Genomic DNA, 12,988 nt, shown 5'->3' with positions numbered 1-12,988 from the left:
GTGTCAGCCGAGTTTTGGCTTCGGTGAGGCCATTCTACGTGGGGCGATCGGCGCTACTGTCCGGCGTCGTTGAGGAGAGCCGGCTCACCACCAGCCCGTGGCGTCGGAGAGTTGGCGGCCCAGTTCGTCGGCGAGCGTGCGCACGTAGGTCGCCGAGAGGTGGTGCGCGTCGTGGTAGACCAGCACGTTGCCCTCGACGGCGCGGCACACGTCGGGGCGGCACACCGCGTCGCTGACGTCGAGCACCGACATCAGCGGATAGCGGTCGGCGTGCTCGAGCGTCGGGTTGCGATCGGCCAGCGCCTCGCTGCGGGGCAGGCCGCAGCTCTCCGGGTCCCCGCCCTCGGACAGGCAGTCGACGGGGGAGAACAGGATCCCGTCGCGGAACATCCACGGGGTGTCCCGCAGGCCGAGGATCGCGAGCTCGTTGGCGCTCAGTTCGTCCCAGATCCCGACGTAGCTGTCGGGCACCCGATCACCCGGCCCGTTCGGGTGTGGCCGCGTGGTGGTGGTGAAGACGTAGTCGGGACGGTCGGCTTTCAGCGCGTCCATCGCCGCGCGCACCCACACCTTGCACAACGGGTACGGGTCCTCGGAACCGGCGATGCGCGGATCGTCGTCGGTGCTCAGCGGACAACCCATCTTCAGGTACGTCACCACGCGGAAGCCGTGGGTGCGGCCGAGCAGGTCCAGCGCGGTGATCCAGTGTTCGGAGTGCGAACCGCCGGCCAGCGCGATGGTCCGCGATGCGGTGGTGTCGCCGTAGACGCAGCGGAGCACCTCGACGCTGGCGAAGTCGGTGATGCACTGGTCCAGCGTGGTGGCAGGCAGGTCGTCGCCGGCTTCGAGCACCGTCGGCCGCATCGGCAGCTTGGCCACCCGGGTGTTCTCCAGCAGCGCCTGCGCGCCTGGGTAGTCCCGGGTCGACAGGGTTTGCAGCTCCACTCCGTTGGCGCGCACCGCCTCGACGTGACCGCGCCAGGCCAGCGAGGACACCACGAGCGCGACGGCCAGCACGGTGACCAGCCCGCCGAGCGCGAGGACGCCGTATCCGGGCGGGGTCGGAAGCCGGTGTGCGGCACGCGTTTTGGATGAGGCGCCCACGCGCAGCGGATCCTCGACCAGACGCGCCGTCAGGTAGGCCAGCGCCAGTGACAGCGCGATGATGACGACGCCGTCGCGCAGACCGACCCGATCCTGATCGGTGTGCGCCAGCCAGAAGATCAGCAGCGGCCAGTGCCACAGATACAGCGAATAGGCGATCGTCCCCAGGGTGACCAGCGGTGCCGCGGCCAACAGGCGGTTCGGCGCGGGCATGCGGTCGGTCTGCCCGGCGCCGCTGAAGATCAGCAGGACGGTCGCGGCGACCGGCACCAGCGCCCACGGGCCGGGGAACTCGTCGGCGCCGTCGAGCAGTACGCCGCAGGCCAGGATCGCCACCAGTCCGGTGATCGCCGCCGTGGCGCGCAGCCACCCGGGCCACCGCACCGCCGAGATCGCCGCGGCCGCGAGCATGCCCGCGAGCAGTTCCCACGCCCGCGCGAACGTGTCGTAGTAGGCGTGCGACTGGTCGAGTTGGTGCGCGACGTTTGCGTACCAGAACGACAGGACGGTGGCCAGGGCGAGCGTGCCGATCAGCACCGTGCGGCGGTGCCGGGTTGCGCCGACGACGCGGACCACCAGGGCGAGCACCGCCGCGACGGTCAGCACCCCGACGAAGAACTGGCCCTGCACCGACATCGACCAGATGTGCTGCAGCGGGCTGACGGCCTCGCCTGCGCGCAGATAGTCGTTGGCGGTGTCGGCCAGGTACCAGTTCTGCCAGTAGAACAGGCTCGCCAAGCCCTGGTCGGCGAACTCCTCCCAGCGGGTCTGCGGTTGCACCAGCACGGTCAGCACCGCGGAGGCGGCGAGGACGATCACGAGTGCGGGCACCAGGCGGCGCACGATGCGGACGATCGCGCGCGGCCACGACTCGTCGGGTTGATCGCCTGCCGCCTGCCGCAGCAGGCGCCCGCCGAGGAAGAAGCCCGACAGCACCAGGAACACGTCGACGCCGCCGGAGACCCGGCCGAACCACACGTGGTAGACGACCACCAGGGCGATCGCGAGACCGCGCAGGCCGTCCAGATCGCCGCGGATCTGCGCGACGCGGGTCACCGGGCGGACAGGCGCGACGGACACGGGACTGCTCATCGCGATCGAAATCCTGCCGCTCGTAACCGTCAGAAATAGCGGAGCCAAACGTACACCCAGGCCAACAGGGTGCTGAGCAGGGTGACCACGATGCCGTAGCGGGTGAACTGCCAGAAGCTGATCCGCTGCCCGGCGCGCTGGGCGATGCCGATGGCCACCACGTTCGCGCTCGCCGCGATCGCGGTGCCGTTGCCCGAGAAGCAGGCGCCCAGCGCGAACGCCCACCACAGCGCCCGGCCGGTGTCCACGTTGGGCGCCTGGGCGGCCATGTCCTCGACCACCGGCGCCATCGTCGCGGTGTAGGGGATGTTGTCGACGAACGCGCCGAGCACCGCCGAGCCGAACAGCAACCCGGTTGCGGCGAGGAAGAAGTTGTCGCCGAACACGTTGACCGCCGCGTCGCCGAGCCAGCCGATCACGCCGGTGTGCACGAGGCCCGCGACCATGACGAACAGCCCCATGAAGAACACCAGCGTCGGCCATTCGACCTCGGGCAACACCTCGGCGACGTCGACTTGGGTGACCAACAGCATCGTGCCCGCGCCCAGCAGCGCGACGATCGACGGCGCGACGTGCAGCACCGAGTGCAGGCCGAACCCGATGATGACGAGCGCGAGCACGGCCATCGAGCGCACCAGCAGGCGGGTGTCCTTGATCGCGCGACGCTCCTGCAGCGCCATCACCTTGTCGACGCGCATCTCGCTGGCGCGCAGATCTTTTCGGAACAGCACCCGGGTGAACACCACGAACAGCGCGAAGATGACGATCACCACCGGCGCCATGTGGACCAGGAAGTCGTTGAACGTCAACCCCGCCCGGCTACCGATGATGATGTTGGGCGGGTCACCAATCAGGGTGGCGGCGCCGCCGATGTTGGAGGCCAGCACCTCGGCGATGAGGAACGGCTGCGCGGCGATCTCCAGGCGGTCGCAGATGACCAGTGTCACCGGCGCCACGAGCATGATGATCGTGACGTTGTCCAGCACCGGCGAGGCGACGGCGGTGATCACCATGAGCATGACCATGAGCCGAAAAGGGTTGCCGCGGGCGCGTTTTGCGGCCCAGATCGCCAGGAAGTCGAAGATGCCGGTCTGTTTCACGACGCCGACGATGACCATCATGCCGAGCAACAGGAAGATGACGTTCCAGTCGATGCCCTCGTGCTCGGAGTAGAACACCTTCTCGCCGGGGGCGAGCCCCAGCAGCGTCATCAGCCCTGCGGCGACCAGGACGGTGGTGACCTTGTTCGCGCGCTCGGTCGCCAGGAACCAGAAGGCGACAACGAAAATCGCCAGCGCCAGAAGTGGAGCCAGCACGGAACCGGAGGGTCAGTCGTTGGGGCCGGCCACGGCCAGGCTGGTCAGCAGCCGCTCCAGGGTCACCGCGCCGACGAGTTTGCCGCCGTCGCCGACGACGGCGATCAGCGGGCTGCGCTTGGTGGCCATCACGGTGGCGATCTCGAGCAGCGTGGCGTCAGGGGCCACCGTCACGGGCTTGGCCACCGGGGTGGGCAGGCAGTCGCCGACGGTCAGCCGGCCGGGGCCATGCCAGAACAGGTCGGCGTGGATCTCGTCGACGGTGCGGACCAGCGCGGGGTCGTCGCGGTAGGACTCCGGGATGGTCAGCCGCAGCACCTGGGTGCCCGGTAGCACCGCGACCGGGCGGCCGTCGTCGTCGACCACGACGAGGCCGGGCAACCGGTTGACCACCATCAACTGCACCGCCTTGGACACCGGATCGGTCATCCGGACCGTGGGCGGGTTCACGGCGATTTCGTGTGCTTGCATGACTGTGCCTTCTCGGGCGGTCCCGGCGGTGTCGGCGGTGAGTGTCATAGTGCTCGCTCTCCGATCGTTGCGTCGAGCCTTCGACCCCGTGTCGGCGCGCGGTCTCGGGCGCTGAGGAGCATCTCGGCCAGCCGGGCGGCCTCGTCGGGGTTGAGGACCACTTCCCAGGCCGGAGCGTCGAAGCCGCAGCTGTCCTCGGTGTAGAGGCGGCAGGTGCCGTCGTCGTCGACGGTCACGCTCACCCGTTCGCCGTCCTGTGTGGTGACGGCGGTGCCCGCTGCGGGTCGAGAGATGCGCATGGTGAGGTCAGTTTCTGCGCCCGGCCGCGCCGGCACCATCGGGTGTGACCCCCATAGGCCGGGGGAGGTGCCGTGTATGGACAAATCCCGATGTCACGGTTCACGCTGGGGACATGAAACGGGCGCGCACGCCGGCGACCGCGCTGTTTCGGCGGGTGTTCCTGATCAACGGCCTGATCTTCACGTTGGGCACGCTGGTCCTGGCGCTCTCGCCCGCGTCCGTGTCGTCGCGGATCAAGGTGACCGAGATCCCGGTGCTGCTGATCGGGCTCGCGGTGATCCTGACCGCCAACGCGCTGCTGCTGCGATCGAGTCTTGCCCCGCTGGATCGGCTCGCCGCGTCGATGCGGCGAGTCGATCCGCCCCGGCGCAGCGACCGGGTGGACGACCGCGGCACCGGCGACCTGCAGCACCTGATCTCGTCGTTCAACGCGATGCTGGACCGGCTCGAGACCGAGCGGACCACCGCGAGCGCGTCGGCGCTGGCCGCCCAGGAGAACGAACGCCAGCGCATCGCCCGCGAACTGCACGACGAGATCGGCCAGACGCTGACCGTGGCGCTGCTGATCCTCAAACGGGCGGTGGACCGGGCGCCTGCCGAGATCCGCGGTGAACTGGCCAACACCCAGGACGCGGTGCGCGCCAGCCTCGACGAGGTGCGCAGCATCGCGCGCCGGTTGCGGCCGGAGGCGCTCGAGGACCTGGGCCTGCACAGCGCCCTGAACGCGCTGTGCACCGAGTTCACCAACGCCACGGGCCTGCCCGTCGTCAAACACATTGTGCTGCAGACGGATCGGTTGCAACCGGACGTCGAACTCGTGTGCTACCGGGTGGCCCAGGAGAGCCTGACGAACATCGCGCGTCACGCGGGCGCCACCAAGGCGTGGCTCGATCTGCACGTCACCGACGCCTGGCTGACGATGCGGATCGCCGACGACGGGGTCGGTGGCGTGGTCGAGGAAGGCGCGGGGATCAACGGGATGCGGGAACGCGCGCTGCTGGTGGGGGCCGACCTGACGATCGTCTCGCCGGCCGGTGAGGGGACCGAGGTGCGGCTGGCGATCCCCGCCGGACGGTGCCGGTGACCGCCGGGCAGGCGGCGCGGATCCTGCTCGCCGACGATCACGCGCTGGTGCGCAGCGGGCTGCGGATGATCCTGGACGCCGAACCCGACCTGCAGGTGGTGGCCGAGGCGGCCGACGGGCACGAGGCGCTGGCCGCGTTGGCGACGACGCCGGTGGACCTGGCGATCCTCGACATCGCGATGCCGCGGATGACGGGCCTGCAGGCGGCCAGGGAGATGAACCGGCTCCACCCGCACGTGCGGATCCTGATCCTGTCGATGTACGACAACGAGCAGTACTTCTTCGAGGCGCTCAAGGCGGGCGCGTCGGGGTACGTGCTCAAGTCGGTCGCCGACCGCGACCTGCTCGAGGCGTGCCGGGCCACGCTGCGCGGCGAGCCGTTCCTGTACGCGGGGGCGGTGACGGCGCTGATCCGCGACTACCTGCACCGGGCGCGGCAGGGCGACGGGCTGCCCGAGACGATCCTCACCCCGCGCGAGGAGGAGGTGCTCAAGCTGGTCGCCGAGGGCTACTCGTCGCGCGAGATCGCCAACACGTTGGGCATCAGCGCCAAGACCGTCGACCGGCACCGCACCAACCTGCTGGCCAAGCTCGGTCTGCAGGACCGGGTTGCGTTGACGCGCTACGCGATTCGGGCCGGGCTCATCGAGCCGTGAGCCAGCGCCGGAATGGCATGGCTGACAACGCCGATACCCCAGCCCATGATCGGCCAGACGGGCCAGAAGTACCACAAACCGGCGGTCAGTCCGACCACCAGCCAGATGCCGAGCATCAGCAGTGAGCCCGCGAGGTAGCCCGCGACGTGGAAGCGCACGCTGCGGCGGACGGCGCGGTGCACGGCCTCGCGGCGTGCGGGGTCGTCGCGGCGCAACCGGTCGACGGGCAGGTCGGCGGTGAGCCCGCGCAGTTCGGCGCGGGTGCCCGCGCTGAATGCGGTCTGCAGCCGCGTCTCGTACTCGGGCATCTCGAGGTAGCCCTGGGCGAGGGCCAGGCCCAGCAGGTGTGCGGTGCGTCCGCGGTCGGCGTCGCCGGCGCGCGACGGAGGGGCGATGGGTGCGCTGGTCATGCGGCCTCCTCGATCTTGACACTGACAAGTTATTCACCGACTATGCCGCGCCAACTAGCCACTGTCAAGATGCGCTCCCCGGTCCGCCACGAACGTGGCGAGGGAGGGGGTTAGCGCGCGGCGGAGAAGGCCCGCAGCGACTCCACCTGCGCGGCGTCCAGCGACGGCCGCACGTTCTCGCGGGCGGTCGCGAGGTCGGCAGCAGTCACGTCGGCGGCGTCGATCGAGCGCCGCATCGCGGTCAGCGCGGCCTCCCGCAGCAGCGCCACGCAGTCGGCGGCGCTGTACCCGTCGAGTTCGCCGGCCAGCGCGTCGAGGTCCACGTCGTCGGCCAGCGGGATCGACTTGCCCGCGGTGCGCAGGATGTCGCGGCGGGCCTCGGCGTCGGGCGGCTCGACGAACACCAGCTTCTCCAGTCGGCCGGGCCGCAGCAGCGCGGGGTCGATCAGGTCAGGACGGTTGGTCGCGCCGAGGACGACGACGTCGCGCAGCGGGTCGATGCCGTCGAGTTCGGTCAGCAGCGCGGCCACCACGCGGTCGGTCACCCCGGAGTCGAAGCTCTGACCGCGCCGCGGTGCCAGCGCGTCGATCTCGTCGAGGAACACCAGTGACGGCGCCGAGTCGCGGGCTCGCCGAAACAGTTCGCGCACAGCCTTTTCCGACGAACCGACCCACTTGTCCATCAGCTCGGCGCCCTTGACCGCGTGCACCGACAGCCGCCCCGAACTCGCCAGCGCCCGCACCACAAATGTCTTGCCGCACCCGGGCGGGCCATACAGCAGCACGCCGCGCGGCGGGGCGACGCCGAGTCGCTGGAACGTGTCGGGGTGCTGCAGCGGCCACAGCACCGCCTCGGTGAGCGCCTGTTTGGTGGCGACCATGTCGCCGACGTCCTCGAGCGTGACCGAGCCGACGGACACCTCCTCGGTTGCCGACCGCGACAGCGGCCGGATCACCGACGTCGCCCCCATCAGGTCGTCCTGGGTCAGTCGCGGTGGCTCGCCGTCGGCGCTGGCCCGCGCGGCCGCCCGCAATGCCGCTTCGCGCACGAGCGCCGCCAGGTCGGCGACGACGAAACCCGGTGTGCGCTGGGCGACTTCGTCAAGGTTGAGGTCGTCGGCCGGAACGTCGCGCAGCAGCACACCCAGCAGCTGCTCGCGGATCGTGCCGTCGGGCAGGCTGAGCCCGAGCTCGCGGTCGCACAGGTCGGGCGCCCGCAGCCGCGGGTCGATGCCGTCGGGCTGCTGCGAGGTCGCGACGAACGCGACGCCGCGGGTGGCGACCGCATTGCGCAGCTCGGCCAGGATCAGCGTGGCCACCGGTTCGGCGGGCCGGTCCGCCGTGTCGGGCAGCAGCGCGTCGACATCGGTGATCAGCAGCACCCCACCGCCGCCGCGCACGGTCGACACCGCCGACGCCACGCTGGTGAGCCGGTCCTCGGCCCGCAGCGAACCGACTTCGGGTCCGTCGAGTTCGACCAGCCTGCGCCCCGCGCACACCGCGCGCACCAGCGCTGCCTTGCCGACACCCGCCGGCCCGGACACGAGCACGCCGAGATTGGCTGTGGCGCCGAGGGTTTCCAGCAGCTCCGGCTGGTCGAGGGCGAGCTTGAGCCATTCGGTGAGCCGCTCGGCCTGCGCCTGGGCGCCCTTGAGGTCGGCCACACTCAGCGGCGGCGACGTTTGGGTGGTGACGACCGCCTGTCCGGTCGCTCCCGGCGAGGCGGGTGCGACAGCGCCGGGCGACCCGGTGCCCCAGGTGACTGACGAATTCGGTTGCACGCTCACGGGTCCCGTGGGGTCGGTGCCGGTCACGGTCAGCAGTTCCGAGGTCCAGGTGATCCCCACCGACGACGCCAGCGCGGCCGTCGCCCGCGAGGTCGGGATGTCCGGACCCAGCTCGCGGGGCAGCAGGGACACCGTGTCGCCGACCGTCATCACCTTGCCCAACAGCGCCTGCCGCAGCGTGGCCGGTGAGATCGACTGGCTGGCCAGCCTCGACCCCGACAGCGTCACCGTCCGCGCGCCGTACACCATCACCGGCGCCACCAGCACCGTGGCGTCCTCGCGCAACCCGGCGTTGGACAGCGTGACGTCGTCGAGCAGCGTGGTGCCCGCCGGAATCCCCGCGGGCGCCTCGGCGGCGACGGCCGCAGTGGTGCGGGAACCGGTCAGCGACACCGCATCCCACTCGCGGATGCCCAGCGCGGCGATCGCCTCGGGGTGCAGCCTGACCACTCCGCGCCGCGAGTCCAGCGCCGAGGTGTTGAGCCGGGCGGTGAGGGTGAGGTGCCGGCGGGGGACCTCGTCGGAGGTCTGCAGTTCGGTCACGTCAGGACCCGGGCCTGCGCAGTCCGAGTCGCATCATCGACCGCCGGTGCGGCTGGGCTCGGCGGATGGCGCGCCGCGCGGCCCGCTGCTGACGCGGCTTGTCGTCCCAGACCTCCGGATGCGCGGCCAGGAAGCGGCGGGTGCGGATCGCGAACGGGATGTGCACGACGTACGCCGCGATGATGACCAGGATCACGATGTAGCCGTAGAGAATCGCCGCCGCGACACCGATCGCCACCAGTGCCAACAGCGGGGCGACCATGTTCGGCGGCACCGAGAACGTGTGGATCTTGCGCATCGGGATGGTGCTGACGACCAGCAGCGAGACGCCGACCATCCAGATCACCACCGCGATCTCGGAGGTCCACCAGCCTTCTCCGAACTGCATTTTCGCGGCCAGCGGGCCGATCGCGCCGATCGCGCCCGCCGGTGCGGGCATGCCGACGAAGTACTTCTTCTCGTAGTCGGGTTTGTCGACGTCGAGCATCGCGTTGAACCGGGCCAGCCGCAGCACGATGCACACCGCGTACACCAGCACCACGATCCAGCCGACCTGCGACTGGGACAGCAGTGTGCCGTAAACGATGAAAGCCGGTGCGACACCGAAGTTCACCGCGTCGGCCAGCGAGTCGATCTCCTCTCCCATCCGCGACGTGGCGCCGAGCGCGCGGGCGATGCGGCCGTCGAGTGCGTCGAGGATCGCGGCGATCGCCAAAAATGCCATCGCCTCGGTGGGCCGGTTGTCCAGCGCCATCTTCACCGCGCTCAGCCCGAGGCAGATCGCCGCGACGGTCATCGCGCTGGGCAGGATGCGCAGGCTGACGACGCTCTTCTTGATGCGCGGCCGGATCATGCCAACTCTGCCAATACCGTCTCGCCGCCCAGGGCGCGCTGGCCGACGGTCACCAGGATGTTGGCGCCCGCGGGCAGGTAGGTGTCCAGCCGCGAGCCGTAGCGGATGAGGCCGTAGGTCTGGCCGATCTCGAGCTTGTCGCCGACCTTGGCCTCGCACACTATGCGCCGCGCCACCAGACCCGCGATTTGCACCGCGATCACCTCGACGCCGTCCTCGGTGCGGATCAGCATGCTGTTGCGCTCGTTGTCCTCGCTGGCCGCCTCCAGTTCCGCGGACCCGAACAGGCCGGGACGGTGCTCGACGGAGATCACCTCACCGCCGATCGGCGCGCGCTGCACATGCGCGTCGAACACCGACAGGAAGATGCTGATGCGCGGCAACGGGGTTGCCGGCAGCCCGAGTTCGGCCGGCGGTGTCGCCTCCTCGATCAGGCAGATCAGCCCGTCGGCCGGGGCGACGATCAGCCCGGGGCGCGTCGGCGGCACCCGCGGCGGATGCCGGAAGAACGCGGCGTTGGCGGCCGCTGCGGCCAGCGCGGTGCCGCGCAGCCACCGGTTCCGATGGCCGAGCGCGGCGACGGCGAGGCTGGCGCCGACGAACGGCAGGCCTGCCGGGTGCATCGGGGGGATCGTGGTCCGGGCCAGCGCCATGAGCCGCGCGGGGCCGGATTTCAGGTCGGGGCGTCTGGCCATCGTGTCGCGATTCTACGGGCGAGGGGGTTAGCCCAGGTCCCACACCCGCACTTGCGAGCCCGCGGGCAGCGCGTCGACGTCCTCGTCGATTTCGAGCAGACAGTTCGCCGAAGCCAGCCAGCGCAGGTGGTGAGAGGCCGGTGGCCCGTAGCTGGTGACTGTGCCCGCGTCGGCGTCGAGCACGCCGCGGCGGAACTGGCGCTTGCCGCGCGGCGAGGTGAGGTCCTCGGTCAACACCGCGGTGCGCCGCGGCCGGTCCGGATGCGGCAGCCCCATCGCGGCCCGCAACGGCGCGCGGATGAACACCTCGAACGACACCAGCGCGCTCACCGGGTTGCCGGGCAGCGTGATGATCGGCGGGCCGCCGGGAATCCGGCCCGCCCCCTGCGGCATGCCCGGCTGCATCGCGACCTTCACGAAGTCCACCGACCCGCCCAGCGAATCCTTGACCACCTCGTACGCACCCGCGCTCACCCCGCCGGTCGTGATGATCAGGTCGGCGTCTCCGGTGTGTTCGGCCAGCGCCGCGCGGAACGAGTCGACGTCGTCGCCGGTCATCGGTGCCGCCACCACCTCGGCGCCCGCATCGCGCAGCGCCGCGGCCAGCATCACCGCGTTGGACTCGTAGATCTGTCCCGGCGCCAGCGGCGTGCCCGGCGCGACGAGTTCGGTGCCGGTCGACATCACCAGCACGCGCTGCCGGGGGACGACGGTCAGCTCGCCCAGTCCGAGCGCGGCCGCCAGTCCCAGCGCCGCGGGGGTGAGCGCCTGGCCCGCGCGCAACACCGTCGTGCCCGCGCTGACATCCTCACCGGCGCGCCGGATGTGCTGCGTCGGGCGCGCGCTCGCGCGGATCTCGACGGTGTCGGTCGCACCGTTGGTCGCCTCCACCGGCACGACGGCCGTCGCCCCGGTGGGCAACATCGCACCGGTCATGATTCGGTGTGCCGTACCGGGTTTCAGCGTCAACGCATCGGTGCGGCCGGCCGGGATGTCCTCGGCGACCGGCAGCAGCACCGGGTGCTCGGCCGATGCGGACGCGACGTCCTCGGCGACGACGGCGTAGCCGTCCATCGCGGAGTTGTCGAAACCGGGCAACGACAGCGGCGCGACGACGTCCTCGGCGAGCACGAGACCGAGCGCCTCGGCGATCGGCACCCGCATCGGTGCGCGCGCGCCGATCAGCCCGGCGACCACCCGCTGGTGTTCCTCGACGGTGCGCATCACAGCGGATAACTGACGCCGGTCGATTCCTCCGACATCGCCCACAACCGGCGCTGGATGTCCTCGTCGTGCGACTGTGCGCTGGAGGCAACGACTTTCGGATACCCCTTCACCTCGCCGGCGCCGTCGGGGCCGTAGTATTGCCCGCCCTTCACGCTCGGGTCGGTGGCCGCGCGCAGTGTCGGCAGTGCGCCGCGGTCCGCGGGCTGGGTGAAGATCTTCCACACGATGTCCGGCACGAACACCGGGATGTAGCGCATCAGCTCGGTGTCGGAGAATCCCGGATGCGCGGCTGCCGCGATCGGCGACGCTCCCTTGGCCGCCAGCCGGCGCTGCAGCTCGTAGGTGAACAACAGATTCGCCAGTTTGGACTGCCCGTAGGCGCGCACCCGGTTGTAGCCGTTCTCGAAGTGCGGATCCTCGAAGCGGATGCGGGCCAGGATGCGGTGCCCCACGCTGCTGACCGTCACGATCCGTGACCCATCGACCGGCAGCAGCCGGTCGAGCAGCAGGCCGGTCAACGCGAAGTGGCCGAGATGGTTGGTGCCGAACTGCATCTCGAAACCCTCGGCGGTGGTCTCGCGGTTCGGCACGTACATCACGCCGGCGTTGTTGATGAGCAGGTCGATGCGGGGGTGTTGGGCGCGGATCTCGTCGGCGGCGGCGCGGACGCTGTCCAGCGAGGACAGATCCAGCTGCTGGAGCGTGACGACGGCGTCAGGGCTCGTCTTCTTGATCCGTGCGACGGCCTCGGCGCCCTTGTCGAGGTTGCGCACCGCCAGCACGACGTGGGCGCCCTTGTCGGCGAGGACGGCCGCGGTGTCATAGCCCAGGCCGCTGTTGGCTCCGGTGACGATGGCCGTCCGCCCGGACTGGTCCGGCACATCGGCCGCGGTCCACTTGCTGCCCATGACGTTCAAACATACTCAGCGCCCGCCGCCGGGGTGTTCCCTACGCTGGACCCCAAATGACCGCACTCGTCGACCCCGTCAACAAACCGAGCCGCAAGGCGCCGCTGGTGTGGGCGCTGGGCGCGGCGATTCCGTGGGCCGCGCTGGTGCTCGGGCAGCTGGTGTGGTTGGTCGTCGACCCGCGCATGCCCTGGGTGCACGCCTTGGCGGCCGCGGTCACGGCGATCGGTATCGCGGTGTCGGTCGTCGTCGTGCCGTGGTGGCGCTACCGGGTGCACCGCTGGGACATCGACGCGCAGGCGGTCTACACCCGCACCGGCTGGCTGACCCAGGAGCGCCGCATTGCGCCGATCTCGCGGGTGCAGACCGTCGACACCGAACGCGGCCCGCTGGACCGGCTGTTCGGGCTGTCCAACGTGACGGTCACGACGGCGTCGTCGGCGGGCGCGGTGCGCATCGTCGCGCTGGACGCCGATGTCGCCGACGCGATCGTCGCGCGGCTCACCGACATCGCCGCGATCGGGGAGCAGGACGCGACGTGA

General features: G+C 70.6%; 13 protein-coding genes. 3 read left to right on the top strand and 10 right to left on the bottom strand.

What is annotated here, in order from left to right; all coding sequences use genetic code 11:
• Positions 1-84: 84 nt before the first annotated feature.
• The 4 genes from BLW81_RS02925 to BLW81_RS02910 are packed head-to-tail and all read right to left on the bottom strand — an operon-like array spanning position 85 to position 4,282.
• On the bottom strand, positions 85-2,196 hold the full coding sequence (locus BLW81_RS02925) for an acyltransferase family protein (RefSeq protein WP_083405904.1): 2,112 nt from the start codon (positions 2,194-2,196) through the stop codon (positions 85-87).
• A 29-nt stretch (positions 2,197-2,225) separates the two neighbouring features.
• Positions 2,226-3,512: an ArsB/NhaD family transporter gene (locus BLW81_RS02920; RefSeq protein WP_083405903.1), complete on the bottom strand. Its 1,287-nt coding sequence runs from the start codon at positions 3,510-3,512 to the stop codon at positions 2,226-2,228.
• A 12-nt stretch (positions 3,513-3,524) separates the two neighbouring features.
• Positions 3,525-3,983, bottom strand: coding sequence for a CBS domain-containing protein (locus BLW81_RS02915; protein WP_083410285.1), 459 nt, complete (start codon positions 3,981-3,983; stop codon positions 3,525-3,527).
• Positions 3,984-4,027: 44 nt separating this feature from the next.
• Positions 4,028-4,282: a cation:proton antiporter regulatory subunit gene (locus BLW81_RS02910; protein ID WP_157897555.1), complete on the bottom strand. Its 255-nt coding sequence runs from the start codon at positions 4,280-4,282 to the stop codon at positions 4,028-4,030.
• 113 nt (positions 4,283-4,395) lie between these two features.
• On the opposite strand from BLW81_RS02910, the gene BLW81_RS02905 reads away from it, so the two are divergent.
• Positions 4,396-5,367, top strand: a complete 972-nt coding sequence (locus BLW81_RS02905) for a sensor histidine kinase (RefSeq protein WP_083405901.1) — start codon at positions 4,396-4,398, stop codon at positions 5,365-5,367.
• Positions 5,364-6,023, top strand: a complete 660-nt coding sequence (locus tag BLW81_RS02900) for a response regulator (RefSeq protein ID WP_083410284.1) — start codon at positions 5,364-5,366, stop codon at positions 6,021-6,023. Before BLW81_RS02905 ends, BLW81_RS02900 begins: the two co-directional genes overlap by 4 nt.
• On the opposite strand, the gene BLW81_RS02895 is transcribed toward BLW81_RS02900, so the two are convergent.
• The 6 genes from BLW81_RS02895 to BLW81_RS02870 form a co-directional block, all read right to left on the bottom strand.
• Entirely contained in the window at positions 5,990-6,433 is a 444-nt protein-coding gene (locus BLW81_RS02895) for a DUF1707 domain-containing protein (RefSeq protein ID WP_083405900.1), read from the bottom strand. The genes BLW81_RS02900 and BLW81_RS02895 overlap by 34 nt on opposite strands.
• 110 nt (positions 6,434-6,543) lie before the next feature.
• Positions 6,544-8,763 carry an AAA family ATPase gene (locus BLW81_RS02890; RefSeq protein ID WP_083405899.1) on the bottom strand — a complete coding sequence of 740 codons (2,220 nt, stop codon included), beginning with the start codon at positions 8,761-8,763 and terminating at the stop codon, positions 6,544-6,546.
• A 1-nt stretch (position 8,764) separates the two neighbouring features.
• A complete protein-coding gene (gene pssA / locus BLW81_RS02885; protein ID WP_083405898.1) occupies positions 8,765-9,616 on the bottom strand; it encodes a CDP-diacylglycerol--serine O-phosphatidyltransferase in 852 nt (283 codons plus the stop codon).
• The gene (locus BLW81_RS02880) at positions 9,613-10,311 is read right to left on the bottom strand and encodes a phosphatidylserine decarboxylase (RefSeq protein ID WP_083405897.1); all 699 of its coding nucleotides are present in this window, start codon (positions 10,309-10,311) and stop codon (positions 9,613-9,615) included. The genes pssA and BLW81_RS02880 overlap by 4 nt, the downstream gene beginning before the upstream one ends.
• A gap of 27 nt (positions 10,312-10,338) precedes the next feature.
• Complete coding sequence (gene moeA, locus BLW81_RS02875) at positions 10,339-11,535, bottom strand: molybdopterin molybdotransferase MoeA (RefSeq protein WP_083405896.1); 1,197 nt, start codon at positions 11,533-11,535, stop codon at positions 10,339-10,341.
• A complete protein-coding gene (locus BLW81_RS02870) occupies positions 11,535-12,446 on the bottom strand; it encodes an SDR family NAD(P)-dependent oxidoreductase (RefSeq protein ID WP_083405895.1) in 912 nt (303 codons plus the stop codon). The genes moeA and BLW81_RS02870 overlap by 1 nt, the downstream gene beginning before the upstream one ends.
• A 56-nt stretch (positions 12,447-12,502) precedes the next feature.
• On the opposite strand from BLW81_RS02870, the gene BLW81_RS02865 reads away from it, so the two are divergent.
• Complete coding sequence (locus tag BLW81_RS02865; RefSeq protein ID WP_083405894.1) at positions 12,503-12,988, top strand: PH domain-containing protein; 486 nt, start codon at positions 12,503-12,505, stop codon at positions 12,986-12,988.

This window comes from Mycolicibacterium rutilum (assembly GCF_900108565.1).
Taxonomy (GTDB): Bacteria; Actinomycetota; Actinomycetes; order Mycobacteriales; family Mycobacteriaceae; genus Mycobacterium; species Mycobacterium rutilum.
Note: the sequence above shows the minus strand (reverse complement) of the source record. Positions and strands in the feature narration are given on the sequence as shown.

Bases quoted from the DNA above. Each gene is read 5' to 3' on its own strand.
- BLW81_RS02925 (WP_083405904.1), bottom strand. From the start codon at position 2,196: ATGAGCAGTCCCGTGTCCGTCGCGCCTGTCCGCCCGGTGACCCGCGTC.
- BLW81_RS02915 (WP_083410285.1), bottom strand. From the start codon at position 3,983: ATGCAAGCACACGAAATCGCCGTGAACCCGCCCACGGTCCGGATGACC.
- BLW81_RS02910 (WP_157897555.1), bottom strand. From the start codon at position 4,282: ATGCGCATCTCTCGACCCGCAGCGGGCACCGCCGTCACCACACAGGAC.
- BLW81_RS02905 (WP_083405901.1), top strand. From the start codon at position 4,396: ATGAAACGGGCGCGCACGCCGGCGACCGCGCTGTTTCGGCGGGTGTTC.
- BLW81_RS02895 (WP_083405900.1), bottom strand. From the start codon at position 6,433: ATGACCAGCGCACCCATCGCCCCTCCGTCGCGCGCCGGCGACGCCGAC.
- pssA (WP_083405898.1), bottom strand. From the start codon at position 9,616: ATGATCCGGCCGCGCATCAAGAAGAGCGTCGTCAGCCTGCGCATCCTG.
- BLW81_RS02880 (WP_083405897.1), bottom strand. From the start codon at position 10,311: ATGGCCAGACGCCCCGACCTGAAATCCGGCCCCGCGCGGCTCATGGCG.
- moeA (WP_083405896.1), bottom strand. From the start codon at position 11,535: ATGCGCACCGTCGAGGAACACCAGCGGGTGGTCGCCGGGCTGATCGGC.
- BLW81_RS02870 (WP_083405895.1), bottom strand. From the start codon at position 12,446: ATGGGCAGCAAGTGGACCGCGGCCGATGTGCCGGACCAGTCCGGGCGG.
- BLW81_RS02865 (WP_083405894.1), top strand. From the start codon at position 12,503: ATGACCGCACTCGTCGACCCCGTCAACAAACCGAGCCGCAAGGCGCCG.